General features: G+C 68.3%; 24 protein-coding genes and 1 CRISPR repeat array. Of the genes, 11 read left to right on the top strand and 13 right to left on the bottom strand.

From position 1 onward, the window contains the following. Window positions 1-97: 97 nt before the first annotated feature. Entirely contained in the window at window positions 98-367 is a 270-nt protein-coding gene (locus CMO28_RS15105; RefSeq protein WP_296714905.1) for a hypothetical protein, read from the bottom strand. Between the two features lie 194 nt (window positions 368-561). Here CMO28_RS15105 and CMO28_RS15100 point away from each other — a divergent pair, with 194 nt between their 5' ends. Next, window positions 562-804, top strand: a complete 243-nt coding sequence (locus tag CMO28_RS15100) for a hypothetical protein (RefSeq protein ID WP_296714902.1) — start codon at window positions 562-564, stop codon at window positions 802-804. A 140-nt stretch (window positions 805-944) separates the two neighbouring features. Beyond that, window positions 945-1882: a CRISPR direct-repeat array (repeat unit 31 nt; unit sequence GTTTCAATCCACGCACCCGCAAGGGTGCGAC). Window positions 1883-2482: 600 nt separating this feature from the next. On the opposite strand, the gene CMO28_RS15095 is transcribed toward CMO28_RS15100, so the two are convergent. The 8 genes from CMO28_RS15095 to CMO28_RS15060 form a co-directional block, all read right to left on the bottom strand. Further along, window positions 2483-3874 carry an amidase gene (locus tag CMO28_RS15095; RefSeq protein ID WP_296714901.1) on the bottom strand — a complete coding sequence of 464 codons (1392 nt, stop codon included), beginning with the start codon at window positions 3872-3874 and terminating at the stop codon, window positions 2483-2485. 164 nt (window positions 3875-4038) lie between these two features. Then, window positions 4039-4785 (bottom strand): SDR family NAD(P)-dependent oxidoreductase, encoded by a 747-nt coding sequence (locus tag CMO28_RS15090; protein WP_296714899.1) that lies wholly within the window; start codon window positions 4783-4785, stop codon window positions 4039-4041. A gap of 33 nt (window positions 4786-4818) precedes the next feature. After that, window positions 4819-5592 carry an SDR family NAD(P)-dependent oxidoreductase gene (locus CMO28_RS15085; protein ID WP_014746355.1) on the bottom strand — a complete coding sequence of 258 codons (774 nt, stop codon included), beginning with the start codon at window positions 5590-5592 and terminating at the stop codon, window positions 4819-4821. After that, window positions 5589-6410, bottom strand: a complete 822-nt coding sequence (locus CMO28_RS15080; RefSeq protein ID WP_296714894.1) for a polysaccharide deacetylase family protein — start codon at window positions 6408-6410, stop codon at window positions 5589-5591. The genes CMO28_RS15085 and CMO28_RS15080 overlap by 4 nt, the downstream gene beginning before the upstream one ends. Before the next feature lie 217 nt (window positions 6411-6627). Next, a complete protein-coding gene (locus CMO28_RS15075; protein WP_296714891.1) occupies window positions 6628-7413 on the bottom strand; it encodes an ABC transporter permease in 786 nt (261 codons plus the stop codon). Further along, window positions 7410-8264, bottom strand: coding sequence for an ABC transporter permease (locus CMO28_RS15070; protein ID WP_014746358.1), 855 nt, complete (start codon window positions 8262-8264; stop codon window positions 7410-7412). Before CMO28_RS15070 ends, CMO28_RS15075 begins: the two co-directional genes overlap by 4 nt. Next, the gene (locus CMO28_RS15065) at window positions 8261-9340 is read right to left on the bottom strand and encodes an ABC transporter ATP-binding protein (RefSeq protein WP_296714889.1); all 1080 of its coding nucleotides are present in this window, start codon (window positions 9338-9340) and stop codon (window positions 8261-8263) included. The genes CMO28_RS15070 and CMO28_RS15065 overlap by 4 nt, the downstream gene beginning before the upstream one ends. A 288-nt stretch (window positions 9341-9628) precedes the next feature. Then, the gene (locus CMO28_RS15060; RefSeq protein WP_062768710.1) at window positions 9629-10690 is read right to left on the bottom strand and encodes an ABC transporter substrate-binding protein; all 1062 of its coding nucleotides are present in this window, start codon (window positions 10688-10690) and stop codon (window positions 9629-9631) included. 242 nt (window positions 10691-10932) lie between these two features. On the opposite strand from CMO28_RS15060, the gene CMO28_RS15055 reads away from it, so the two are divergent. The 9 genes from CMO28_RS15055 (at window position 10933) to CMO28_RS15015 (ending at window position 20665) form a co-directional block, all read left to right on the top strand. Further along, window positions 10933-11523 (top strand): MarR family winged helix-turn-helix transcriptional regulator, encoded by a 591-nt coding sequence (locus CMO28_RS15055; protein ID WP_062768707.1) that lies wholly within the window; start codon window positions 10933-10935, stop codon window positions 11521-11523. A gap of 167 nt (window positions 11524-11690) precedes the next feature. Next, complete coding sequence (locus CMO28_RS15050) at window positions 11691-13289, top strand: ABC transporter substrate-binding protein (RefSeq protein WP_296714886.1); 1599 nt, start codon at window positions 11691-11693, stop codon at window positions 13287-13289. 205 nt (window positions 13290-13494) lie between these two features. After that, the gene (locus CMO28_RS15045) at window positions 13495-14472 is read left to right on the top strand and encodes an ABC transporter permease (protein ID WP_062768701.1); all 978 of its coding nucleotides are present in this window, start codon (window positions 13495-13497) and stop codon (window positions 14470-14472) included. A 4-nt stretch (window positions 14473-14476) separates the two neighbouring features. Further along, window positions 14477-15316, top strand: coding sequence for an ABC transporter permease (locus CMO28_RS15040; RefSeq protein WP_296714878.1), 840 nt, complete (start codon window positions 14477-14479; stop codon window positions 15314-15316). Continuing rightward, window positions 15313-16980, top strand: a complete 1668-nt coding sequence (locus tag CMO28_RS15035; protein WP_296714876.1) for an ABC transporter ATP-binding protein — start codon at window positions 15313-15315, stop codon at window positions 16978-16980. The genes CMO28_RS15040 and CMO28_RS15035 overlap by 4 nt, the downstream gene beginning before the upstream one ends. Window positions 16981-16984: 4 nt before the next feature. Beyond that, window positions 16985-18262 (top strand): 3-isopropylmalate dehydratase large subunit, encoded by a 1278-nt coding sequence (locus CMO28_RS15030; RefSeq protein WP_296714872.1) that lies wholly within the window; start codon window positions 16985-16987, stop codon window positions 18260-18262. Then, a complete protein-coding gene (locus CMO28_RS15025; protein ID WP_062769067.1) occupies window positions 18252-18782 on the top strand; it encodes a hypothetical protein in 531 nt (176 codons plus the stop codon). Before CMO28_RS15030 ends, CMO28_RS15025 begins: the two co-directional genes overlap by 11 nt. Window positions 18783-18816: 34 nt before the next feature. Continuing rightward, on the top strand, window positions 18817-19698 hold the full coding sequence (locus tag CMO28_RS15020) for an isocitrate lyase/PEP mutase family protein (protein ID WP_296714869.1): 882 nt from the start codon (window positions 18817-18819) through the stop codon (window positions 19696-19698). Between the two features lie 115 nt (window positions 19699-19813). Beyond that, window positions 19814-20665 carry an IclR family transcriptional regulator gene (locus CMO28_RS15015; protein WP_296714867.1) on the top strand — a complete coding sequence of 284 codons (852 nt, stop codon included), beginning with the start codon at window positions 19814-19816 and terminating at the stop codon, window positions 20663-20665. Here CMO28_RS15015 and CMO28_RS15010 read toward each other — a convergent pair. Together CMO28_RS15010 and CMO28_RS15005 are read right to left on the bottom strand one after the other, a co-directional pair. Beyond that, window positions 20635-20934 carry a DUF2442 domain-containing protein gene (locus CMO28_RS15010; protein WP_296714864.1) on the bottom strand — a complete coding sequence of 100 codons (300 nt, stop codon included), beginning with the start codon at window positions 20932-20934 and terminating at the stop codon, window positions 20635-20637. The genes CMO28_RS15015 and CMO28_RS15010 overlap by 31 nt on opposite strands. Before the next feature lie 155 nt (window positions 20935-21089). Beyond that, window positions 21090-21488 (bottom strand): helix-turn-helix domain-containing protein, encoded by a 399-nt coding sequence (locus CMO28_RS15005; protein WP_197465092.1) that lies wholly within the window; start codon window positions 21486-21488, stop codon window positions 21090-21092. 257 nt (window positions 21489-21745) lie between these two features. On the opposite strand from CMO28_RS15005, the gene CMO28_RS15000 reads away from it, so the two are divergent. Next, complete coding sequence (locus CMO28_RS15000) at window positions 21746-22126, top strand: hypothetical protein (protein WP_296714858.1); 381 nt, start codon at window positions 21746-21748, stop codon at window positions 22124-22126. 32 nt (window positions 22127-22158) lie between these two features. Here CMO28_RS15000 and CMO28_RS14995 read toward each other — a convergent pair whose 3' ends face one another. Next, window positions 22159-23130 (bottom strand): 3-keto-5-aminohexanoate cleavage protein, encoded by a 972-nt coding sequence (locus CMO28_RS14995; RefSeq protein ID WP_062762874.1) that lies wholly within the window; start codon window positions 23128-23130, stop codon window positions 22159-22161. 33 nt (window positions 23131-23163) lie between these two features. Next, on the bottom strand, window positions 23164-24540 hold the full coding sequence (locus tag CMO28_RS14990; RefSeq protein ID WP_296714854.1) for an aspartate aminotransferase family protein: 1377 nt from the start codon (window positions 24538-24540) through the stop codon (window positions 23164-23166). Between the last annotated feature and the right edge of the window lie 26 nt (window positions 24541-24566).

Genomic DNA, 24566 nt, shown 5'->3' with positions numbered 1-24566 from the left:
CCAGGGAGCCCGCAGATCTGCCTGCCTGGGCCTTCGTCTGACACCGTCGGAACAAAGAGCTTTCGCCGACGCAATCAACCCGCGCGCCAGCGTTGCGTCAGGCATGCGCACCCATCGGCCGAATGATCGGGAACACGTCGCGCATCTCGTCTCCCAACACATTGCGCACCCGCCCGGTCAGGCCGAAGAACCGGCCGGCAAAGTCCCGTGACGTGGTGTCGGGCGACATGACGACACGGATGAACAACACCTCGTCCCCCACTTCATCCTCGGCCGTATCGATCTCGACGGCTTCCACCTTGTCGGCAAATCGCTCATGGATAACGCGATCGATCGCCTGCCGCATTTCGTCCGTAAGCTGCAACATCAAACCAATTCTCTCGAATTACTCTATTTATTTCAGTGACTTGTCATGATCATGCCACGTCTTCCCGCACATGCAACGCATTCGGCGCGGCACCTTCACCCGCCGCGCCTTCCACATGAGGCCTATAGTCCGTGGTTAAACGGGACGGACTGCCCCGGCTCCGGAGGAACCTTCAGACAACGCCGGAGCCACCGATGACCGACCAGCCCCCCACCGCACCCTGCCCCGTTGCCGCCCTCACCACCGATTGGGCAATCCTGGACGACCAGATCGCCGGCGGCTGGGTCGATGTGACCGCGGAGCCGGGGTTGGCACTGGCGCTGGATGCGCTGCGCAATGCCGTGATGGCGCGGGCAGTCGGGGGGGCCGGCGGGGTCGGTGTCAGGGGCCGCGTTTCAGGCCTGGTTGGTGGGGCTGCATGTCTCGATCGCCGATGATCCGGAACTGGATGAAGACGCCCGGACCCGGCATCTGCGCCTCGCGGCCGAGGGCGCGCGGCATCTGCTGCGGTATCTGACCACGCTTCGGCTGGCGGCCGATTGAGGCGGCCACAACGGCGGCTGGGAAACAGGCGACGGTTTCAATCCACGCACCCGCAAGGGTGCGACGGCCGGCCTCGCCGGCGCGACTGCCCGCGCCCGGGTTTCAATCCACGCACCCGCAAGGGTGCGACGAGGCGCAGCCGGCCATCGTTTCCTATGGCCGCATGTTTCAATCCACGCACCCGCAAGGGTGCGACACCACCGCCCACGCTGCTGCGACGGCACGAGCGGTTTCAATCCACGCACCCGCAAGGGTGCGACCACGTCTTACGACGATCTCGCTGTCCGGCTACTGGTTTCAATCCACGCCCCCGCAAGGGTGCGACCCTATCGCGGCCGTGACATGGATCGCGAAATCAAGTTTCAATCCACGCACCCGCAAGGGTGCGACCGCCTCGTCCGACACGGCAGCCTCCAGGACCGCGTTTCAATCCACGCACCCGCAAGGGTGCGACCCGACTAACCCACCTGGGCGGCCAGAGCCTCCAGTTTCAATCCACGCACCCGCAAGGGTGCGACACGTCGATCTCGCCTGGTAGCAGCGGCAATCCGCGAGTTTCAATCCACGCACCCGCAAGGGTGCGACACAATCGGGAGGATGCAAATGACCCCCTCTACCGTTTCAATCCACGCACCCGCAAGGGTGCGACGCGCATGAGCGATCTCGCCGCGGCCGATATCAGCGTTTCAATCCACGCACCCGCAAGGGTGCGACAAGCGGTTCAATTCATCGATTACTTATGCAGGGCGTTTCAATCCACGCACCCGCAAGGGTGCGACGCTTCCTGCATCAGGGTTGTCCGCAAAAATTCCTGTTTCAATCCACGCCCCCGCAAGGGTGCGACTCAGGGGCTGCCGGCGTGGCGGCGGGGGCGGCGGGTTTCAATCCACGCACCCGCAAGGGTGCGACTGCGGCATGCGGTCGTTGCGCCACTCGCCGGGGTTTCAATCCACGCACCCGCAAGGGTGCGACCCACCCCTTCTTAATAGCCTGAATCGGGGACCGGAAAAAGGCGATCCGCGCGAACCTCTGTTGGGGGATATTCTATCGTATGAACTATTCACGCATGTGAAATTTAATGCCCTGAAAAATCGGGGGAATTTTTTCCGCGAACCTCCCGGGGTTTTACGGGAGCTTGGGGTTCGCGGGTGAGGCGGGGTGGATCTGCGGTCGGGCTGGGGGGGCTATCGGGGCTGTGGCAGCCGGAAAGACGGGGCCGGCTTTTATTGTGCAGGGCGTTGTCCGACAGGCCGATGGCCGGGCTCGTGTTTGCGTAAAGGATACAGGACATGCGGGTTTAGGTCATGGCTGACTGGGTGCATGATATGACCGGTGCCCAGGTATTTTTCGTTCATTGGGATGGAGGACTACCTGGATCCCGGCCTTCGCCGGGATGACTGTGGAGAGTTTGTGCGATTATTTTACGGGGTGGAGGCTGACGTTTGCAGGCAAGCGGATGATATTTGCGGGCGGAGCGAAATCCGGAGGTCCGGAGGCCCCGCCTCCGGGCGGGTCCAGGGCGGCAGCCCTGGTTCTGCGGAGCAGGTTCCCGCCCGCCGGGCGTGCCGGCCGTCAGCCGAGCGCCGTCTCTACCAGCCCGGCGATGTCCAGGATGTAGCGGTCGTCGTGCCAGCGGCCGATGATCTGGAGCGCGAGGGGCAGGCCGTCATCGGGGGTGGTGCCGCAGGGCATGGAGAGGGCCGGGTGGCCGGTGAGGTTGAGGGGGAAGGTGTAGGGGTACCAGGCGCCGCGGATGGTGCCGGCGGGTTCGCCGGCGATGGTGACGATGCCGTTGGGGTCCTGGTCGACCGGCAGCGGCGGTGCCGTCAGGGTGGGGGAGATGATGACGTCGGCGCGGGCGAGTTCGGCCTGGAGGCGGCCGAAGAGCGCGGTGCGGGCAGCGGCGGCGGCGGAAAGGTCGACGGCCGAATGGGTGAGGCCCTTCTCGATGGTCATCACCAGCGAGGGGTCGAGCTGGTCGCGGAAGCGGGCGAGCTGGGGGCCGACGCGGGCGGCGAGGCCGGATTGCAGGATGACCAGGAAGTGGCGCTCTTCCGCGGCGAAATCGATCTCGATCTCGTGGACGCGGGCGCCCGCCTCGATCATACGGGCGATGGCGGCGTCGGTGGCGGCGAGCACGCGCGGGTCGACCCGGGTCCCGCAGCTGCGCAGATAGGCGACCCGCAGGCCATCGAGCGTGGTGGCGCGGCGTTCGGGCGGCAGGACGCCCTGGCCCCAGGGATCGCGGGCATCGAAGCCCTGGATGGCGTCGAACAGCAAAGCGGTGTCGGCCACGTCGCGGGCCATGGGGCCGACGAAGGAATTGGCGGCGATCAGGTCGGGCAGTTGCAGATGCGGGATGCGGCCGAGGGTGGCCTTCAGGCCGACGATGCCGCAGCAGGCGGCCGGGATGCGGATCGAGCCGCCGCCATCGGTGCCGAGCGCGATCGGCCCCATGCCGGCCGCGACCGCGACCGCGGCACCCGCGCTGGAGGCGCCGCAGGTGACCTTCGGGTCGATCGGGTTCAGGGTGCGGCCGAAGATCGGCGCGTCGGCGGCCTGTTTGTGGCCGAATTCGGGGGTGGTGGTCTTGCCGACCAGCACGGCGCCGGCGGCGCGGGCGCGGGCGACGGCGACGGCATCTTCGGCGGGCACGAAGTCGCGGAAGATGGCCGAACCCATGGTGGTGCGCACCCCCCGGGTCAGCGTCAGATCCTTGACCGAATAGGGCACGCCCAGCAGCGGCGGCAGGGTGTCGGGATCTTCGGCCGACCGCACGCGATCATCGGCGGCGCGGGCCTCGGCACGGGCCTCGTCGGCACAGACGGTGATGAAGGCGTTGAGGTCCGCACGGTCCTCGATCCGGGCGAGCACCGCCTCGGTCGCCTCCACCGCCGAGACCTCGCGGCGGCGGATCAGGCGGGCAAGATCGCGGGCGGAGAGGCCGGTGATGTCGGTGGTCATGGGGGCGGTCCTCGTGTTCGGCTCATCGAAGAAGAAAGGTGGATCCCCGCCTGCGCGGGGATGACATCATCTTCTTTCAAAACAATATGTTATTGTCATTCCCGCGGAGGCGGGAATCCACCTTCGACCGGAGACGGCGGCGCCGGACGGCATACCTCGCCGGGTCAGATCATCCAGCGGCCGCCGTCGATCAGCAGGGTCTGGCCGGTGACGTAGCGGGCATCGTCGCTGGCGAGGAAGGCGACCACGCCGGCGACGTCTTCGGGCACGCCCACGAAGCCTGCCGGGGTCTGGGCCTTGATCCGGTCCACCACCTCGGGCGTCAGCCGGTCGTGGGCGCGGGTGGCGATGGCGCCGGGGGCAACGGCATTGACGGTGATGCCGAGGCCGGCATTCTCGCGCGCCAGGGCGCGGGTGAAGCCGATCACGCCCATCTTGGCGGCGGCATAGTCGACGATGCCGGCATCGCCGGCGAAGGCACCATCGCTCGACATGTTGATGATCCGGCCGGTGCCGCGACTGCGCATCTCCGGCAGCACCAGCCGGGTCATGCGGAGCGTGGTGATCAGGCTGACCTCCATCACGAAGCGCCAGACGCCCTCTTCCGAGGCATGGAAGGGGCCGGCGCGCTCGCGGGCGCTCTGGCCGACATTGTTGAACAGCACGTCGATCGGGCCGAAGCGGTCGACCGCCTGCATGTAGGCGCGGCCGAGCACGGCGGGGTCGGTGCAGTCACCGGCAACCGCCATCCCGTCAGTGCCGGCGCCATCGAAAACCGCGGCCAGCCCGACATCATCCAGATCGACCCCGACCACGCGCGCGCCCTCACCCAGGAAGCGCCGGACCGTTGCGGCCCCGATGCCGTTCGCGGCACCGGTGACGATCACCACTCTGCCCGAAAACCGTGCCATGGCCGGCCTCTCTCTGATTGCCCGCGGATCTTGTCAGTGGAAACTGCGCCCGCCATCGACGGCGAGCGCCACGCCGGTGACATAGCCGGCCTCGGGGCCGAGCAGCCAGAGCACCGCCGCGGCGATCTCGTCGGGCGTGCCGATCCGTTCCAGCGCATAGCGGCGGCGGATCGCGGCCAGCGTCGCTTCCGGGTCGGGCGTCGGCTCCCACGAGGTGCGGAAGAGCGGCGTGTCGATGGCGCCGGGGCAGATGGCGTTCACCCGCACGCCCTGATCCGCCAGCTCCATGGCCAGCGATTTGGCGAGCATCACGACACCGGCCTTGGCAGCGCAATAGCTGGCCCGACCCTTGAGCGGCACGAGGCCGGCGGCCGAGGAGATGAACACCGCCGAAGCCGCACCCGCCCCCTCCATCGCTCCCGCCCCGGCCAGGTGCGGCAGGGCCGCGCGCATCACCAGCATCGGGGACGTCAGGTTGACGCCGATGCTGCGCGCCCAGGCGGCATCTGTGATCCGCGCCAGCGGTTCCTGATGGTCGATACCGGCGGCACAGACCACGCCGTCGATGCCGCCCATCTCTGCCGCCGCCGCGGCCACGGCCGCCTCGACATCGGGGGTTTCGGCCACATCAGCCAGGTGGCCGGTGACGCCGGTGATATCGAGCCGGTCGAGCGCCGCCCGGTCGCGATCGAGCACGGCGGCCCGGCCGCCGCGATCCGCGATCATCCGGGCGGTGGCGAGGCCGATGCCGCTGGCCCCGCCGGTGATCAGGATCCGGCGCCCCTCGAAATCCCGGTTGCGGTTCATGACGCCGCCGCGTCGAGGCCGGGACGCATGGCATCGACCAGTTCGTCACAGCGGCCGATCACCACGCGCGGATGCTTCAGCGCATGTTCGATGATGCCTTCGAGCAGCTTGAGCCGCGAGGGCTGGCCGATCAGCTGGGGATGCATGCCCAGCATCATCATCCGGTCCTCGGCATAGAGCGTGTCGAATTCGAGCGTCCAGGCTTCGAGCGCCGCCGAGGGCGCCTGGAGGGTGCGGCCGGGCAGGATGATCGAGTACTGGAAAAAGGGTGCATCATCCAGCACCCAGCGGAAGGGCAGCTCGACCAGCTTCGTCTTCTGCCCCTTGTGGCTGTGAATGTAGGGGCTGTCGTCGTCGAAGAAGTTCGAGGAATAGTCGAAGCCGTTCTCGACCAGCAGATCCATGGTGATCGGGCTGAACTCGGCGGCGGGCGAGCGCCAGCCGCGCGGCGCCCTTCCGGTCATCCGCCTGATGATCTCGATGCCCTTCTCCATCTCCTCGCGCTCCTGCTCGGGCGTGAGGTTGACGATCCAGGCATGGCTCCAGCTGTGATGGGCGATCTCGTGGCCACGGGTCAGCAGGGCCTCGACCACCTGGGGGCGCTGCTCCATCACCAGCCCGGGCACGAAGAAGGTCGACTTGATGCCATAGCGGTCGAGCAGGTCGAGAATGCGCCAGATGCCGACCTTCCAGCCATAGGCACCCTGCGACATCAGGATCGGCCGGTTGGCATTGTTCGGATCCCGCGCCGTCCACATGGTCTCGGCATCGAGGTCGAAGGTCAGGAAAAGGGGGAAGCCGTCGGGATGGAAGGACATGGGATGCAGCGTTCCGACTGTAAGGTTTCATCCGTCACCGCGGATGCGCCCGCTTGGGCAGAGGTTGGGCTGAACTCCCAGCCGCCATTGAGGCGGCGGCCAAGGGCGCGGGAGCGCCCGCCCGGCGAGGGACTAAAAGACTCCCGCCATTGAGGCGGCGGCCAAGGGCGCGGGAGCGCCCGCTTGGGCAGAGGGGCTAAAACAGACTCCCTCCCGCTCACACGAATTTGTGGAAACCGGTGCGGCGTTCGGCGACGAACAGGATCAGCCCGGTCAGCACGATCATGAGGGTGGAGACCGCGGCGACGCTGGGGTCGACGCCGTGTTCGACCGAGGAGAAGATCAGTACCGGCAGGGTCTGCTGGCCGGGGCCGGGCAGGAAGATCGTGACCGGCACGTTGTCGAGCGAGGTGACGAGCGCGAAGAGCACGCCGGCGATCAGCCCCGGACGGATCAGCGGCAGGGTGACCAGGCGGAAGGCCTCAAACCCGGTGGCGCCCAGCACCCGCGCCGCCTCGTCGAGCGAGCGGTCGATACCGCCCAGGCTGGAAAGCGCCGCGCGAACGATATAGGGCACGGTGATCACCACATGGGCGGCGATCAGCACGCCGGTGCCGCCATAAAGCCGGAGCAGGCTGACATATTGCAGCAGGGCGACGCCGATCACGACCGAGGGGAAGACCAGCGGCGCCATCAGGAAGGAGGCGATGGCCTCGGACCCCGGCAGGGCCTTCGCGTGCAGCGCCCAGGCGGCGGCGACGCCCAGCACCAGCGAGATGGTGGTCGAGACCACGGCCAGCAGCAGGCTCAGCCAGATCGCGCTCAGATAATCCGGGTCGCTCAACACTTTGGCGAACCAGCCGAGTGTCAGCCCCTGGGGCGGGATGGTGAGATAGGAGGTGCTGCTGAAGGCGGCCAGCACCGTCACCACCACCGGCAATTGCAGGAAGATCACCACCAGCACGGCGGTGACCGCCACGGCGCGTCCGGGTGCGAGCGTCATGCGAGACCTCCCCAGCGCTTCGCGAGCCGGCCCGAGATCCACACCACCACCAGCGCGGTAACGGTGAGCGCGAAGGCGAGTGCCGACCCGCCCGGCCAGTTCAGAAGCTGCATGTATTCGTCGTAGATGACCGTGGCCAGCACCCGGTAGGTGGCACCGCCGAGCATGCGCGGGGTGACCAGGGCGCTGATGGTGAGCACGAAGACCAGGATGGAACCGGCCAGGATGCCCGAGGCGGTCAGCGGCAGGGTGACCATGAAGAAGGTCCGGATCCGCCCGGCGCCCAGGGTCGCGGCCGCCGCCTCGACATCGCGCGGCACCGCCTGAATGGCCGCCACCAGCATCAGCACCATGAAGGGCAGGTAGATATGGACCAGGCCGATGACCACGCCGGTCATGTTGAACATGAGCTTGAACGGCGTGTCGATCAGGCCGAGGTCGATCAGCAGGTTGTTGAGCAGGCCGCGATTGGCGAGCAGCGCGATCCAGCCGAAGGAGCGCACCACCAGGTTCAGCATCATCGGGAAGATCACCGCCAGCGTCAGCGGCACCCGCCAGCGCGCCGGGCCGCGGGCGATCATCAGCGCGAGAGGATAGCCGATGACCAACGCGATGGCGGTGACCAGCAATCCCAGACCGAAGGTCCGCCAGACCACCTCGCGGTAATAGTCGTCGGTGACGATCTGGGCGTAGTTGTCGAGGGTCCAGCTGCCGGGGGTGATGCCCATGCCCGGCAGGTATTCGCGGAAACTGGTCGGCAGCATCAGGATGACCGGTGCCAGGAAGCACGCGATCAGCACCAGCATCAGCGGCGAGACCAGCCCCAGCCCGGTGCGGCGGCGCATGATCATGCGGCACCTCCCGCCGGCATCGCAAACACCTGGCCGGGATCGATGGCCAGCCGGACGGCGGCGCCCGGGGCCAGATCGGCGCCGGGGCCGGCGGAGGATGTCTCGGCGATCATCTCCACGCCGCCCGCCAGCTTCACCACATACTGCACCCGGGCGCCGGTGAAGGAGCGGAAGGCGATTTCGCCCGCCACCGCATGCGGGGCATCTGCCTCGGGCGCCAGAAGCCGGATCGCTTCCTGCCGGATGATGATCTCGGCCGCACCGCCTGCCGCGACCTGCGGATCGGCGGCGGCGAGGGTGAGATCGGGGCCGATCCGCACCCGGCCCGCCGGCCCCGCCGTCTCCACCCGGCCCTGAAGCCGGTTGGGCCGGCCGATGAAGCTGGCGACGAAACCATTGGCCGGCCGGGCATAGATCGCCTCGGGCGCATCGAACTGCTGGATCACGCCATGGGCCAGCACGCAGACCCGGTCCGACAGCGACAGCGCTTCGGCCTGATCATGGGTCACGAACAGGCTGGTGATGCCGAGCCGGCCCTGCAGGCGCTTCAGCTCGATCTGCATCTCGTCGCGCAGCTGGGCATCCAGGTTGGAGAGCGGTTCGTCGAACAGCATCATCCGCGGCCGCGGCGCCACCGCCCGCGCGATCGCCACCCGCTGCTGCTGCCCGCCCGACATCTGGCGGGGGTAGCGGTCGGCCAGATGGTCGAGCCGGACCAGGGCCAGCGCCTCCTTCACCCGCGAGGACAACTCGGCGCCGCGCACGCCCTGTCGCTTCAGGCCGAAGGCGACGTTCTCGGCCACCGTCAGATGCGGGAACAGGGCATAGGACTGAAAGACCAGCCCGATCCGACGCCGGTGCGGCGGCAGGCGGGTGATGTCTTCCTCGCCGGCCAGGATCCGCCCGGCGCTGGGCTCGATCAGCCCGGCGACCATGCGCAGGATCGTGGTCTTGCCGCAGCCCGACGGCCCGAGCAGCGAGACGAATTCCCCGTCGGCGACGGTGATGGAAACGTCGCGCACCACCTCGGTGTCGCCATAGCGCTTGTGCAGTCGGTCGATCGTCAGCTTGGCCATCGGCGGTGGTCCATCCAGGGCAGTCGGGTTGCGCCTCGATGCCAGAGCTTTCCCGTTCCGGCCGGTCGGCGCAGGCGCGCACCGGCCGGCGGGGCAGCCGGCGAAGAGAACGGTCTGAAGCGAAACCTGAAAACAGGGAAGGAACGGCGGCAGGGGGCGCCCGCAAGGGGGGGGAGACAGGCGTCCGGGGGGCCAGGGAGGGGAGAGCCCCCGTCCCTGCCGCCGTTCAGGACCGCCGCGCCGACCCAGGGAGGGGGGAGGTGTCGGCGCAGCGGTGCATGGGGTGGATCAGCGGGTGACTTCGCGCTGCCAGCGCCGGATCCAGTCGGGCATGTTGCTCGCGACCGTCTGCGGATCGGGGAACCAGAGATTGTCGCGGGCCTCGCCCGTCGGCACGATCTTCGCGACCTTGTCGCTGAGGTCGACCTTCGTGTTCACCGGCCCGGCATATTTCCGCTCGGCGAAGCAGGCCTGCCCCTCGGGCGAGAGCACCACGTCGATGAACTTATGCGCAAGATCGGCATGGGGGGCGCCTTCGGGGATGCTGAGCGTCGGGCGGATGCCGACCGCACCTTCCTTCGGATAGGCGACCGCCACCTTCACGCCCTTGTCGGCCGCAGAGCCGACCCGGTCGGGATACCAGGGCGCCATGGCGATCTCGCCGCGCTCGAACAGCGACACGATCTGGTCGGCCTGGGTGTAGAAGGTGACCGCCGAAGGCGCCAGTTCCTTCAGCGCGGCGATGCCCGGATCGATATTGTCGATCGTGCCGCCATGCATCCGGTTCATCGCCAGCAGGAACTGCATGCCAGAGGTGCCGGTCACGTCGCCCAGTGCGATCTTGCCCTTCCACTTCGGATCGGCGAGATCGGTCCACGAGGTCGGCGGCTCGGGCATCATCTCGGGGTTGTAGGCAAGCGCGGTGGCACCCAGCATGAACACCACGAAGCGCTTGTTGTCGGGGATGGCGCCCGGGATCAGATCGGCCGCGTTGCCGAGCTTCGCGGTGTCGATCTCGGAGAGCAGCTTTTCGTTGGCGAGCTGGGTGGCCAGCGAGTCGTCCATATAGGCGACGTCGAACTGGCTGCGCCCGCCCATGGCGCGGATCGCGGCCGCATGCTGCACGGACGAGCCGACCTTCATGGCGACGGTCGCGCCGGTCGCCTTCTCGAAAGCCGCGATGTGGCAGGTTTTGGTGTCCTCGGCGAAGGAGCCGCCGAAGGTCGCGATCACCAGCTCTTCCGCCGATGCCACGGCCGGTGCCGCAACCGCAACCGCTGCCGTGATAACCGCCGCAGCGGTGCCTGCCGTCATCCGCCGCCGCGCGCGGTCGGTGCGTTCGATCGCCATATCCCGTGTTCTCCCAGCCTGTGACCCGGCCATCGGGCCGGTGCCCGCCCATGGGGGCGCTTTTGTTCGTGGTGCCGGTTCGTGGTGCCGGCGGGGCGTCTTCGCAGCCTCTCCCCGCCGCGATGCGTTCCCTGGATTGCAAGCCTAGGTCTCTTCCGATTATCTTTCAAGAAAGAAACTTGTGAGATATCGCCGTCCGGGCCACGATGTGGCGACGCCACTGTCAGGAGCAGCACCCGCCGATGCAGACCGATCCGGCCCCGGCCCCCACCACTGACGAAACCGCCATTGACCAGCCCGCCACCGACACGGCGCCGGGCGATCCGGCCGATTTCGACACCGTCGGCCGCGGCATGGCCCGCTGGCGGCGCGAGCGGCCGGATATCGACAGTTCGGGCAAGGCCGTGGTCGGGCGGATCCTCCGGCTGGAAGGGGTGATCCTGAAGGCGGTGAATGCCACGCTGGCGGCCCATGGGCTGAAATATCCGGCCTATGCCATTCTGGCGACGCTTCGGGTGGAGGGCGCGCCCTACCGGCTGTCGCCGTCACAGCTGCAACAGACCATGCTGTTCTCGTCGGGCGGCATCTCCAACCTGCTGCTGCGGCTGGAAAAGGACGGGCTGATCCGCCGCACTTCAGACCGCAACGACCGGCGCAGCGTGATCGTGGAATTGACGGAGAAGGGCGTGGCACTGGCCGATGCGGCCATGGCGGACCATGCCGCCACCGAACGCCACCTGATCCGCATGTTCACCCAGGACGAACGCGGCCAGCTGGCCAGCATGCTTGCGCGCATGCTGGCGGTGAATGCGGATGCGCCGGGCTATGTCTGAAAGCCCGGTCATCCCTGCGGTCGCCTGCCCTGATCATTTCATTGAATGAAATTCATTTTATAAATTGACATGCCTTCCGTTTAACGGAATCCTGCCGGCAGATGTGAAGCCGGCGGGTACCCCATGCCCGGGTACCGACAGGCCGGCCGACGGGAGGACGACCGAAGATGCGGACATTGTGGAAGCGGGCGGCGCTTGGCGCCGCCGCAACGGCCCTGCTCGCCCTCAGCCTGCCGGCGGGGGGGTCGGCCGAAGAGGCACGCAATGGCGGCGTGCTGCGCATGATCGCGCACCCCGAGCCGCCGACCCTGATGCTGGGCCTGAACCAGCAGGGCCCCACCCAGTTCGTGGCCGGCAAGATCTATGAAGGCCTGCTGACCTATGGCCCCGATCTGCAGCCGCGGCCGCATCTGGCCGAAAGCTGGGAGATTTCCGAAGACGGGCTGGTCTATACCTTCCATCTGCGCAGGAACGTGCGCTGGCATGACGGCCAGCCCTTCACCGCAAAGGATGTCGTGTTCTCGGCGACCGACTTCCTGGCCAAGGTCCACCCGCGGGCCCGCGGCCATTTCGGCCGGGCGGAGAAGATCGAGGCGCTGGACGACCACACCGTGCGCATGACCCTGAAGGCGCCCTTCGCGCCCTTCATCATGGGCTTTGAGACCTCGTCGGCGCCGATGATCCCGGCGCATGTCTACGAGGGCACCGACTATCAGACCAACCCGGCCAACCAGACCCCGATCGGCACCGGCCCGTTCAAGCTGGCCGACTGGAAGCGCGGCGCCTTCATCCGGCTGGAACGCAATGCGGATTACTGGCAGGCCGGCAAGCCCGATCTCGACGGGCTGAACTTCGTGATCGTGCCCGATGCCGCCAGCCGCGCGCTCGCCTTCGAAACCGGCGAGGTCGATGTGCTGCGCGGCGGCGATGTCGAGTATTTCGACGTCCAGCGGCTTGCGGCGTCCGACGGCGTCACCGAGACCCGCGCCGGTTACGAGATGCTGTCGCCCACGATGTGGGTCCAGTTCAACCTGCGCAGCGCGCCGATGGACGATGCCCGCTTCCGCCGCGCGGTGATGCATGCGATCGACCGCCAGTTCATCGTCGACAATCTGTGGTTCGGCTTCGCGAAGCCCTCGGCCGGCCCGATCGCCTCGACCACGCCGTTCTACGACGAGAAGGCGCTGGTCACCTATGATTACGACCTGAAGAAGGCCGAAGCCCTGCTCGACGAAATGGGGCTGAAGAAGGGCCCCGACGGCGTGCGGACCACCGTCCGCTTCCTGCCGCTGCCCTATGGCGAGACCTATATCCGCCTCGGCGAATATATCCGCCAGCAGTTGGAGCAGATCGGCATCAGAACCCAGACGGTCGCGACCGATCATGCCGGCTGGGCCAAGCGGCTCGGCGACTGGGATTACGATCTCAGCCTCAACCTGCTCTACCAGTATGGCGACCCGTCGCTGGGCGTGGAGCGGGCCTATGTCTCGACCAATCTGGTCAAGGGCTCGCCCTCGGCCAATGTGTCGGGCCTGAACGATCCCGAGGTCGACCGGCTGTTCCGCGAGGCGGCGGTCGCGACCGATCGCGAGACCCGCGCGGCGCTCTTCTCGGATCTTCAGCACCGGATCTCGGACCAGGCCTATTTCGGCTATCTGATCGAGGTGCAGTTCCCGACCCTCTACCGTTCGGGCATCGAGAACCTGGTGACCGGGGCCACCGGGCTGAATGGCGAGATGGAAGACGTGCGCCTGCCGAAGCGCTGAGCCCCCGTCCATCTTCCCGCCTTTTCCACCTTCCTCCCCTCCCCCCCTCCATCCCCTCCCCGGCGTCCCCCCGCCGGGCCGGGCGGTGGCGCCCTCCCTCTTCAGGCCGCCATCTGTCTCCCCTTGTGGCGATGACTGCCACCGCCCGGATCTCTGTCTTCGCTCCCCCCCTTCTCTCCGCCCCACCACAGGAAACCTGCCACCGATGGTCAAGCTCGACCGCGCGGCATCGCGCCTCGTGAAGGCGGTCGCCGTCATCCTCGCCATCGCCTGCATGAATTTCGTGCTGATCCGCATGGCCCCGGGCGATCCGGTCGCGGTCATGGCCGGTGAGGCCGCGATGACCGACCAGGCCTATCTCGACGAGCTGCGCGAGCGATTCGGTCTCGACCGGCCGGTGCACGAACAGCTGCTGGTCTATCTGGGCAATGTCGCGACGCTCGATTTCGGCACCTCCTACCGCCAGGGCCGGCCGGTTGCCGACATCATCCTGGAACGGCTGCCGGCGACGCTGGTGCTGACCATCACCGCCTTCGTGATCTCGCTGGCGCTGGGCATCACCGCCGGGGTGATCGCCGCACGCCGCCCCGGCGGCTGGGTCGATACCGTCGTCTCCACCCTGGCGCTCGCCTTTTATGCGACACCGCTGTTCTGGGTGGGGCTGATGGCGATCCTGCTGTTCTCGCTGGAACTGGGCTGGCTGCCGGCCTTCGGCATGCATGGCGCAACCCCGCCCGCGGGCGGCTTCGCCTATCTGGCCGAGGTCGCGAAACATCTGGTGCTGCCGGCCATGACGCTGGGCCTGTTCTACACCGGCGTCTATGCCCGCCTGACCCGGGCCCAGATGCTGGAGGTGCAGTCGCAGGATTTCGTGCGCACCGCCCGCGCCAAGGGGCTGACGGAGCCCCGGGTGGAACGCGCCCATGTGCTGCGCAACGCCCTGCTGCCGGTGGTGACCATGGCCGGCGTCCAGGCCGGCCATCTGGTCGGCGGCACCATCCTGGTCGAGACGGTCTTCGCCTGGCCCGGCATCGGCCGGCTGGCCTTCAACGCCCTGCTCCAGCGCGACTACTCGGTGCTGCTGGGCGTGTTCCTGGTCACCTCCACCATGGTCGTGGTCATCAATCTTCTGACCGATCTGGTCTACGGCCTGATCGATCCCCGCATCCGTTTCGAGCGTTGAGCCGATGATCGCCTTCTGGACCCGTTTCGCCCGCCACAAGGGGGCCGTGATCGGCCTTGTGGCGCTGGTGGCCCTGGTGGCACTGGCCCTGCTGGCGCCGCTGCTCTTCCCCGGCAGCCCCTGGACCATGGCCGGACGCCCCTTCGCCCCGCCGATGACCGGCGGCTTCCTGCTCGGCTCCGACACGCTGGGCCGCGACCTTGCCGCGGGCATCGCCCATGGCGCCCGCGTCTCGATGCTGATCGGCCTGGTCTCCACCCTGGTGACGGTGGGGGTGGGGGTCGTGATCGGCGCCACCGCCGGCTATTTCGGCGGCCGGGTCGACGACGCGCTGATGCGGCTGACCGAGCTGTTCCAGACCGTCCCCAGCCTGATCTTCGCGGTGGTGCTGGTCGCCATCCTCACCCCCTCCATCGCCTCGACCGTGGCGGCGATCGCGGCCGTCAGCTGGCCGCCGGTGGCCCGCCTGGTCCGGGCGGAATTCCTCAGCCTGCGCGGCCGCGAATTCGTCCTCGCCTCACGCATGGGCGGGCAGAGCGATCTGGTGATCATCTGCCGCCAGATCCTGCCCAACGCCATGGCGCCGATCATCGTCTCGGCCTCGCTGATGATCGCGACCGCGATCCTGATGGAAAGCGCGATCAGCTTCCTGGGCCTCGGCGATCCCGACCTCATGAGCTGGGGCTATCAGGTCGGCGCCGCCCGCACCGTGATCCGCCAGGCCTGGTGGATGAGCTTCTTCCCCGGAGTCGCCATCGTGCTGACCGTGCTTGCGCTCAACCTCGTCGGCGAAGGCCTGAACGATGCCCTCAACCCGCGCCTGGCGCGCCGGGGGCGGGCATGAGCGGGGCCCTGCTCTCGATCGAGGGCCTGACCATCCCGCTGCCCCGGGGCGCCGACCGCCCGCATGCGATCGAGGAGGTCTCCTTCACGATCGGCCGCGGCGAGATCGTCTGCATCGTGGGCGAAAGCGGCTCGGGCAAGTCGATGTCGGCCAGCGCCGTGATGGGCCTGCTGCCCGAAGGTCTGACGCCCTCGGCCGGCCGCGTGGTCTTCGGCGGGCGCGATCTGCTGGGCCTTCCCGCCGCCGAACGCCGGCGGCTGCGCGGCGGCAAGGCCGCGATGATCTTTCAGGAGCCGATGACCGCGCTCAACCCGGTGATGACGGTCGGCGACCAGATCGCCGAGGCGCTGGTCGCCCATGGCATGCGCGACCGCACCGCGATCCGCCGCCGGGTGATCGAGCTGCTGACCCGGGTCGATCTGCCGGAGCCTGAGAAGATCGTGAAGAGCCACCCCTTCCGGCTCTCGGGCGGGCAGCGCCAGCGGGTGATGATCGCGATCGCGCTTGCCAACGAACCCGACCTGCTGATCGCCGACGAACCGACCACGGCGCTCGACGTCACCACCCAGGCCCAGATCCTGGAGCTGATCCGCGAGATCCAGGCCCGCACCGGCATGGGGGTCATGTTCATCACCCATGATTTCGGCGTGGTGGCCGAAATCGCCCATCGGGTGGTGGTGATGTGTGCGGGCCGCGTGGTCGAACAGGGCACGGCGGACGAGGTGCTGAACCGGCCGCGCCATCCCTATACCATCAAGCTGATCGGCGCCGTGCCGCGGCTGGAGGCGGCGGCCCCGCCGATCCCCGCCGATGCCCCGGTGGTGCTGGATGTGGCGGGCCTGGAGAAGGTCTATCGGGGCGAGCGCAGCCTGTTCTCGCGCAGATCCGGCCGCGAGGTCCATGCGGCGGATGACGTGACGCTGACCCTCAGGCGCGGCGAGGTGCTGGGCATCGTCGGCGAAAGCGGCTCGGGCAAGTCGACCGTCGGCCGCTGCCTGGTCCGGCTGATCGAGCCGGATGGCGGCCGGGTGATGCTGGACGGCACCGATATGATGGCGCAGGGCGCGCGCGGGCTGAAACAGGCGCGCGGCCGGATGCAGGTGGTCTTCCAGGACCCCTTCGCCTCGCTGAACCCGCGGCGCAAGGTCGGCGACATCATCTGCGAGGCACCGCTTGCCCATGGCCGGCCGGCGGCCGAGGTGCGCCGGCGCATGTTCGAACTGCTGACGCTGGTCGGCCTGCCCGAGGCCGCGGCCGATCGCTGGCCGCATGAATTCTCGGGCGGCCAGCGCCAGCGGATCGGCATCGCCCGGGCCCTGGCGCTGGATCCGAAGGTGCTGATCGCCGACGAGGCGGTCTCGGCGCTGGATGTTTCGGTTCAGGCCCAGGTCCTGGCGCTGCTCGACGATCTGCGCACCCGGCTCGATCTCGCGATCCTGTTCATCACCCATGACCTGCGCGTGGCGGCCCGCATCTGCCACCGGGTGGCGGTGATGCGCCGCGGCCGCATCGTCGAAGAAGGGCCGACCGCCCGGGTCTTCGAGACCCCGTCCCACGACTATACCCGCGCGCTGCTGGCCGCGATCCCCGGACGGCACTGGACGGCACCCGCCGCCCCGGGCCAGGGCGATATCGCCGGCGCCGCGCTCGCGCAAGGAGGCTGACCCCATGGGCTTCACCATGGCAGAGAAGATCCTCGCCCGCGCATCCGGCCGCAAGGCGGTCCGGGCGGGGGAAGAGGTGCAGGCCCGGCCGGATTTCGTCCTCGCCTACGAGTTCCCGGGCTACACCGACCAGTTCTTCAGGATGATGGCCGAGGATTTCGGCCGCGACGCGCTCGATGCGCCCGAACGTTTCGCCATTTTCATCGACCATATGGTCCCCTCCTCGACCCCGGCCGAGGAACAGGTCCATCAGGCGACCCGCGACTGGTGCGCGAAGACGGGTGCCACGCTTTATGAACGCCGCGGCATCGGCCATCAGGTCTGCGTCGAGGAAGGCTATGCCGCCCCGGGCGCCTTCGTGGTGCATTACGACGGCCATGTCTCGCAGATCGGCGCCTATGGCGCGCTGGGCGTCAACCTGCCGCGGCGCACGCTGATCGAGGCGTTCGTGCGCTCGGGCGTCGACATCAAGGTGCCCGAGACGGTGCGGGTCGATCTGACCGGCCATCTGAAGCCGGGCGTGATGGGCCGCGACGTCATCCACCATCTGATCCGCCGCCTGGGGGTGAAGACCTGCCGGTTCGCGGTGCTGGAACTGGGCGGCCCGGCGGTGGCGACGCTCTCCGACGACGCGCTGCAGTCGATCGCCGGCCAGGTGATGTTCCTGGGGGCGCTCTCCTGCCTGGTCGACCTGCCCGACGACCGGCTGGCCGCCTCGGCCGCCCGCGGCCGGATCCGCCTGCCCGATCTGCGCAGCGATGCCGATGCGATCTATCGCGACCGCATCCCGCTCGACCTCTCGACGCTCGGCCCGGTGGTGGTCGCCCCGCCCAGCCCGGCCGATACCCGCGATCTGGCCGAATTCGAGGGCCGGCCGGTGCAGGTGGGCTATCTCGGCTCCTGCGCCTCGGGACGGATCGAGGATCTCAGGGTGGCGGCGAAGCTGCTCGAAGGCCGGCAGATCGCGCCGGGCTTTCAGCTCAACATCGTGCCGACCAGCAATGCAGTGATGGCCCAGGCCGCACGCGAAGGGCTGATCGCCACACTGGTCGAGGCCGGGGCCTTCATCAGCGCCGCCACCTGCGACTTCTGCTATGGCCGCATCGGCACCATGGCGCCGGGGCAGACGGCGGTTTCCACCGGCACGCTGAACGTGCCCGGCCGGATGGGCAGCACCGAGGCCGACATCTTCATCTGCAGCGCCGCCACCGTCGCCGCCTCGGCACTGGAAGGTCGCATCACCGATCCACGCCGCCATCCGGAGTTCGCCGATGCCGTCTGATGCGCAGGACCTGAAGCTGCCGGCCATCCGCGGCCGGGTCGCCTGGGTGTTCGACCAGCCCGATTACGATGTCGACCAGATCGTGGGCGTGAAGAACATCAAGATCCAGGATCTGGATCAGCTGGCGGCGATCGCCATGGCCGATCAGGACCCGGACTTCGCCGCCCGGACCGCGCCGGGCGACGTGCTGGTCGCCGCCGACAATTTCGGCTACGGCCACCCGCATGCGCCGCCGATGCGGGCCATGCGCCATCTGGGCATCGCCGCGGTCATCGCCGAGGGTTTCGCCCCCACCTATTACCGCGGCGAGATGAGCCTGGGCTTCCCGCAGATCGCCTGCCCGGGGGTTCTGGGGCTGGCGCAGCGCGGCGACGAGCTGGAGATCGACTGGGACCGCCACCTGGTCGTCAACCACAGCCGCGGCCGGAGCCTGCCCTTCGAGCCGCCGAGCCCGGCCGAGCGCCGCCTGCTGGCGCTGGGCGGCCATCTGCCCGCCCTCAAGGCCGCCCTTGGCGTCTGATCCCGAACAGGAAGCCCAACGAGGAAATCCGCCCATGTCCGTGCCCACCCGCAAGCGCCTGCGCGAGATGCTCGCCTCCGGCAAGACCGCCTGGTCGGCCGGTGCCTTCGATGCGGTCAGCGCGAAGCTGATCGAGGAAGCCGGTTTCGACGTCATGCTCTCGTCGGGCTTCGCCATTTCGGCGAGCCATCTGGGCGAGCCCGATGTCGAGCTTTACACCATGACCGAGAACCTGGCCGTGGTGCGCAACATGGTCCGCGCGACCTCGATCCCGCTGATCGCCGATGTCGATACCGGCTATGGCAATGCCATCAACGTGATGCGCACCGTCCGCGAGTTCGAGCAGGCGGGTGTCGCCGCCGTGATCATCGAGGATCAGGCCGTGCCCAAGCGCTGCCCGGCGATCGCCGACGTGCTGGAACTGGTGACGGTCGAGGAAGGCGAAGCCAAGATCCGCGCCGCCGTCGCCGCGCGCACCGATCCGGATCTGGTAATCGTGGCCCGCACCGATGCCGGCACCGAAGAGGAGACCATCGCCCGGGCAAAGCGCTATGCCGCCGCCGGCGCCGACATGATCCAGCCGATCAGCCGCGGCTTTACCGATCTCGACAGCCTGAAGCGGCTGAGGGATGCCGCCGGCGTGCCGCTCTCGTTGCAGATCATGCGCTGGCTGGAAACAGACCTCACCCCCGATCAGATCGAAGAAGTGGCCGGCATCGCCCATTATCCGCTGGTGGCGCTGCTGACCGCGACCGATGCGATGCGCCGCAATCTGGCGGCGGTCAGGGCCGCGCGCAGCACCCGCATCAACCTGCCGGTCGGCCAGACGCCGCTCGGCGACTTCAAGACCTTCATCGGCTTCGACCGGGTGATGGACCTGCAGGCGCAGTTCCTGACCGGCACCGAGCCCCGCTGACCGGGACCCCTTGTTCCGCCGATCACCTGAAACGCGCGCCGGCCTTGCGGTCGGCGCGCATCGCGTATAAGCCCAGAGAGGATATCGAGACCACATGCCGAGGGGAAAGCCCGCCATGGTCCAGGCGTCCGGCGCCGAAGCCGGCCTCCACGCCGCGGAACACGAGACCGACGGCCGCGACGAGCCGTCGCGCGGCGGCGTGCGGGCCGTGGAACGGGCGGTGCGCATCCTGCGCGCCTTCACCCCTGAACGCCCCTGGCTGACCCTGGCCGAAATCGCCGAGGCCGCGGTGGTCGACAAGGCCACTGCCCGGCGCATGCTGCTGACCCTGATCGGCATGGATCTGGTGGAGCAGGAACCGATCGGCCAGCGCTATGCGCTGGGGCTGGGCGTCGTGGCACTCGGCGCCTCGGTGCCGGTGACGGTGGATCTGCGCAATGTGGCGGCCCCGCATCTGGCCGGGCTGGCGCGTGAGACCCGCGCCATGGCCTTCCTGTCGATCCTGCGCGAGGACGGCGCGATGTGCATCGAGCGCAGCCACGGCAACCCGCCGGTCGATGTCCGGATCTGGAATGTGGGCGAAAGCCTGCCGGTGAACCGAGGTGCCGCGCCCCGGCTGCTGCTGGCGCATCTTGGCGCCGAAGAACGCGCCCGCCGCCTCGCCCGCCCGCTCGGCGCCGCGACCCCCCATACCCTGACGGCGCCGGCCGCGCTTGAAGCGGACGGCGCCCTGATCCGCGAGCGCGGCTGGGCGGTCGCGGTCGACGACATCGTCGAAGGCGTCTCGGCCCTGGCCGCCCCGGTCCGCGACGCCCGCGGCCGCGTCGCCGCCGCGGTCAGCGTCTCGGGCCTCACCCCCCAGCTGATCGGCCAGGACGGCCAGCCGCTCACCGATGCCCTCACCCGGGTCCGCACGGCAGCGGCCGAGATCAGCCGTCAGTTACAGGACATGCATTGGGCGCGGTGAAGCCACACCGCAGAAATCTCCAGATCTCCATCCCACTGAAGTGCATTACCCCATTCTGCAATGCGCAGCCCACGGAACAGCGCCTCATTGCCCAGCAAAGACGCGTAAATACGGCGGCTTGCCAGGATCGGCGCCAGATCGACGATTGCCGTCTCCCCCGACATCCAGAGCAACCGCACCCTGCGGCCGTCCAACGGCTCCGCCTCGGCAAGGCGCGGGAGTGGCGCGCCCATGACCATCAGATCGTTTTCTTCCGGATTTCGTGTCATGTCGCATCGCCGCAGCCAGTCAAAAGCCCGGCATTCAGTATACCCGAAAACAAGTAACCGCCAAAAACACGATTGAAGTCTCTTCGGAGCAATCGGAAGCAGATATCGACATAAAAAATACAGCTTACGCAATAATACCAGAACTGCGGAATGATCTAGATCCGCACAATCACCTGAGACGTCTCGACGATGCGCTGCAGGGTGTCCTGGTCCAGGCCGCGGAACAGGCGGGCGTAATTGCTCAGGATCGAGGTCACCATGTCGGCGCGCTGGTCGGGGCTGGCTGCGATGCCGCGATTGGCCAGCGTGCGTTCCACCGCCAGGATCACCATCCGCACCTCGGCCGGCGATACCAGGTCTGCGGCCCGTGCGTCGTCGGCCGCTTCCGATCCGGCCAGCAGCTGCCAGGCCTCGCACCCGACCGCGGTCGCGATCCGGCGCAGCGTCGCCTCGGTCAGGCCGGTGCGGCCGGTCTCCAGGCGATGCACGGCCTGCCGCGTCTGACCGATCGCATTGGCCAGGGCCTCTTGCGTCAGTCCGGCGCGGTCTCTCATCTCACGGATGCGGTTCGGCGGAATGCTCGTCATAGCAGGACTATGCGTGTCGTCCGCAACGAGCGCGAGTGGCTGTATAAGGCTAGCGCTCAGAAGAATTCAGGCTTAAAAGATTACATATACGCAGGGGCGAAAGCCCGGACCTGCGGCGGCACCGCCGGTGGCATCATGGCCGGAAATCGAGGATCGGCATGCCGGCCTGTCCAACTTTTCCGCGCGACACAGGGCGCACAGGCGACAGGGAAGGATGACGCGCCATGCCCGCCAGACACCGGAAGACCGACACATTTCCCGCCCATAACGACACCGTTCAGGTGTCCGACGAACAGGCCTGCCCCGTGACAGTGCTCGTGTCGGACTGGGCGCTTCTGTCCGGCCATGCCATGCCCGCGGGAACCGGGACGGCCCCGGAAGGCCCTCTGATCGCGGCCGTCGAGGTGCTGGATGCGGCCGTGCGCCGGCGGGCGCTGCAACTGACGCCGCGCTCGGCGGAGGGGGCCGCCCTGCAGGCGGAGCTGATCGGCCGCTGCATTCGCGCGGCGGCCGATCCGGAAGCGACCGCAGAAGACCGCCGGCGCAGTCTGACGCTGGCGGCGACGGGGCTGCGGCACCTGACGGATTACCTGACCGGCCGCTGAGCCGCCCGGGTCAGGCACGCGTCAGGCCCTGGTCACACCCGGGCCAGATCGACGCGATCCGCGCCCTTGAGGCCGAGCATGGCGCGGACATCCGCCGGCGTCGCCACCTCCAGCGACAGGGCTTCGAGGATGGTGCGGATGCGGCGGACCTGGGCGGCGTTGGACGGGGCCAGCCCCTGGCGGCCGTCGTAGAGATTGTCTTCCAGCCCGACACGGACATGGCCGCCGAGGGCTGCGCCGATGGTGATCAGCGGCATCTGGCGCCGGCCGGCGCCCAGCACCGAGAAGATGTAATCGGTGCCGAACAGGCGGTCGGCGGTCTGCTTCATGTGGAAGAGATGCGAGGCATCCCCGCCGATGCCGCCGAGCACGCCCAGCACGAACTGGATGAAGGGCGGATGCGGGATCAGGCCCCGGTCGCGGAAATGGGCGAGCGTGTAGAGATGGCCGACATCGTAGCACTCGAATTCGAAGCGGGTGCCGCAGCCCTCGCCCAGACGGCGCAGGATGGCCTCGATATCGGCGAAGGTGTTCTGGAAGATCGAACTGCGCGTCGCCTCCAGCAGCTGCGGTTCCCAGGCGAACTGCCAGTCCTGATAGCGGTCTGCCAGCGGGTGCAGCCCGAAATTCATCGAGCCCATGTTGAGCGAGCACATCTCGGGCGCGATCCGGAGCGCCGCTTCCAGGCGCTGCTCCAGCGTCATCAGCGAACTGCCGCCGGTCGAGATGTTGAGCACCGCATCGGTTGCGGCCGCGATCCGGGGCAGGAATTGCAGAAAGACCTCGGGATCGGGGCTGGGCCGGCCGTCCTTCGGGTCGCGGGCGTGGAGATGGAGGATGGCGGCCCCCGCCTCGGCCGCCTCGATCGCCTGGGCGGCGATGTCTTCGGGCCGCCAGGGCAGATGCGGGCTCATCGTCGGCGTGTGGATCGACCCGGTGACCGCGCAGGTGATGACCACCTTGGGCGCGGATCTGGTCCCGGCATCCCTGATCTGGACAGACATTGGGGGCTCCTCGATCGTCGGATAAACGGGATGTCAGGCGGAATGGGGCAGGTTCAGCTCGCGGGCGAGCGCGAGCAGGGGGTCGTCGAGGATCGCCATGATCTCGTCGATCTGGCCGGCCGTGACGATCATCGGCGGGCAGACCAGGAAATGATCGCCGTCGATGCCGCCCCGGGTGCGGCGGGAATAGATGATCAGCCCCCGCTCGAAGGCGAGGTCGACGACGCGGGCATGGGCGTTCAGCTCGCGCGGCAGCGTCGCCATGGTCTCGGGCTCGGAGACGAACTCCACCGCGAGCAGCAGCCCCTTGCCGCGCACATCGCCGATGAAGGGGAAGCGGGGTTTCAGCGCTTCGAGCCGCACCTTGAGCAGGGCGCCCATCCGCGCGGCATTGCCCATCAGGTCATGGGCGTCGATCTCGTCCAGCACCGCAAGGCCGGCGGCCGAGGCGAGCGGGTTGCCGGCATAGGTGAAGCCGTGCTGGAAACCGCCGGCATCGAGCACCGGCCGGACCAGTTTGTCAGAGGCGATCATGGCGCCGAGCGGCACATACCCCGCCCCCAGCCCCTTGGAGAGCGCCACCAGATCAGGTGTGATGCCCCAATGGTCGCCGCCCAGATAGCGGCCGGTGCGGCCGGCACCCGACATCACCTCGTCATGGATCAGCAGCACCCCATAGCGGTCGCAGATCTCGCGGATGCGCGGATAGTAGGTATCGGGCGCGACCAGCGCCCCGGTGGAGGCGCCGCCGATCGGCTCCATGATGAAGGCCAGCACGGTTTCGGGGCCCTGGCGGCGGATCTCGTCTTCCAGCATGTCGGCATAGCGCCGGCCGCGGGCGGCCATGTCGAGCCCGTCGCGGTCGAGATAGGCGGTGGGGGCCGGGATCTTCGGCATCTCGTGCATCATCGGCGCGAAGGGCGCCGAGAAGGCGGCATGTCCCGTCACCGCCAGCGCCCCCAGCGTGCTGCCGTGATAGGAGGGGAAGCGCGAGATGACCTTGAAGCGGCTGCCCTGGCCGGTCGCCACCGCATATTGCCGGGCGAGCTTGAGGCAGGATTCCACCGCTTCCGACCCGCCCGAGACGAAGAACCCCCGGTCGAGCCCGGCCGGGCAGCGATCGGCGAGCGCCGCAGCCAGACGTTCGGCCGGCTCGTTCTCGAAATGCAGGCGATAGATGAAGGTCGCGGCCTCCATCTGCCGCTTCATCGCCTCCAGCACCCGCGGATTGCCATGGCCGATATTGACCACCATGGCGCCGCTGGAACCGTCGATCACCCGGCGACCGGTCTCGTCCCAGATGTAGATGCCCTCGGCACGGCTGGCGAGCGGCCGGCGCAGGCGGGCCTGATAGAACAGATGCGAGGGCGGCCGGTTGTCGCCGGCGGCGGGGGCTGCAGGGGTGGCCATGGGGCGCAGGCTCCGGGAAAGGACGG

Source organism: Tistrella sp., from assembly GCF_002684955.1.
GTDB classification, from domain to species: domain Bacteria; phylum Pseudomonadota; class Alphaproteobacteria; order Tistrellales; family Tistrellaceae; genus Tistrella; species Tistrella mobilis.
The sequence above is the reverse complement of the archived record's forward strand: the minus strand, read 5'-3'. Positions and strand labels throughout refer to the sequence as shown.

What these genes read in the sequence shown, in the direction of transcription:
- CMO28_RS15105 (WP_296714905.1), bottom strand. Translation starts at nt 367, where the DNA reads ATGTTGCAGCTTACGGACGAAATGCGGCAGGCGATCGATCGCGTTATC.
- CMO28_RS15100 (WP_296714902.1), top strand. Translation starts at nt 562, where the DNA reads ATGACCGACCAGCCCCCCACCGCACCCTGCCCCGTTGCCGCCCTCACC.
- CMO28_RS15095 (WP_296714901.1), bottom strand. Translation starts at nt 3,874, where the DNA reads ATGACCACCGACATCACCGGCCTCTCCGCCCGCGATCTTGCCCGCCTG.
- CMO28_RS15090 (WP_296714899.1), bottom strand. Translation starts at nt 4,785, where the DNA reads ATGGCACGGTTTTCGGGCAGAGTGGTGATCGTCACCGGTGCCGCGAAC.
- CMO28_RS15085 (WP_014746355.1), bottom strand. Translation starts at nt 5,592, where the DNA reads ATGAACCGCAACCGGGATTTCGAGGGGCGCCGGATCCTGATCACCGGC.
- CMO28_RS15080 (WP_296714894.1), bottom strand. Translation starts at nt 6,410, where the DNA reads ATGTCCTTCCATCCCGACGGCTTCCCCCTTTTCCTGACCTTCGACCTC.
- CMO28_RS15075 (WP_296714891.1), bottom strand. Translation starts at nt 7,413, where the DNA reads ATGACGCTCGCACCCGGACGCGCCGTGGCGGTCACCGCCGTGCTGGTG.
- CMO28_RS15070 (WP_014746358.1), bottom strand. Translation starts at nt 8,264, where the DNA reads ATGATCATGCGCCGCCGCACCGGGCTGGGGCTGGTCTCGCCGCTGATG.
- CMO28_RS15065 (WP_296714889.1), bottom strand. Translation starts at nt 9,340, where the DNA reads ATGGCCAAGCTGACGATCGACCGACTGCACAAGCGCTATGGCGACACC.
- CMO28_RS15060 (WP_062768710.1), bottom strand. Translation starts at nt 10,690, where the DNA reads ATGGCGATCGAACGCACCGACCGCGCGCGGCGGCGGATGACGGCAGGC.
- CMO28_RS15055 (WP_062768707.1), top strand. Translation starts at nt 10,933, where the DNA reads ATGCAGACCGATCCGGCCCCGGCCCCCACCACTGACGAAACCGCCATT.
- CMO28_RS15050 (WP_296714886.1), top strand. Translation starts at nt 11,691, where the DNA reads ATGCGGACATTGTGGAAGCGGGCGGCGCTTGGCGCCGCCGCAACGGCC.
- CMO28_RS15045 (WP_062768701.1), top strand. Translation starts at nt 13,495, where the DNA reads ATGGTCAAGCTCGACCGCGCGGCATCGCGCCTCGTGAAGGCGGTCGCC.
- CMO28_RS15040 (WP_296714878.1), top strand. Translation starts at nt 14,477, where the DNA reads ATGATCGCCTTCTGGACCCGTTTCGCCCGCCACAAGGGGGCCGTGATC.
- CMO28_RS15035 (WP_296714876.1), top strand. Translation starts at nt 15,313, where the DNA reads ATGAGCGGGGCCCTGCTCTCGATCGAGGGCCTGACCATCCCGCTGCCC.
- CMO28_RS15030 (WP_296714872.1), top strand. Translation starts at nt 16,985, where the DNA reads ATGGGCTTCACCATGGCAGAGAAGATCCTCGCCCGCGCATCCGGCCGC.
- CMO28_RS15025 (WP_062769067.1), top strand. Translation starts at nt 18,252, where the DNA reads ATGCCGTCTGATGCGCAGGACCTGAAGCTGCCGGCCATCCGCGGCCGG.
- CMO28_RS15020 (WP_296714869.1), top strand. Translation starts at nt 18,817, where the DNA reads ATGTCCGTGCCCACCCGCAAGCGCCTGCGCGAGATGCTCGCCTCCGGC.
- CMO28_RS15015 (WP_296714867.1), top strand. Translation starts at nt 19,814, where the DNA reads ATGGTCCAGGCGTCCGGCGCCGAAGCCGGCCTCCACGCCGCGGAACAC.
- CMO28_RS15010 (WP_296714864.1), bottom strand. Translation starts at nt 20,934, where the DNA reads ATGACACGAAATCCGGAAGAAAACGATCTGATGGTCATGGGCGCGCCA.
- CMO28_RS15005 (WP_197465092.1), bottom strand. Translation starts at nt 21,488, where the DNA reads ATGAGAGACCGCGCCGGACTGACGCAAGAGGCCCTGGCCAATGCGATC.
- CMO28_RS15000 (WP_296714858.1), top strand. Translation starts at nt 21,746, where the DNA reads ATGCCCGCCAGACACCGGAAGACCGACACATTTCCCGCCCATAACGAC.
- CMO28_RS14995 (WP_062762874.1), bottom strand. Translation starts at nt 23,130, where the DNA reads ATGTCTGTCCAGATCAGGGATGCCGGGACCAGATCCGCGCCCAAGGTG.
- CMO28_RS14990 (WP_296714854.1), bottom strand. Translation starts at nt 24,540, where the DNA reads ATGGCCACCCCTGCAGCCCCCGCCGCCGGCGACAACCGGCCGCCCTCG.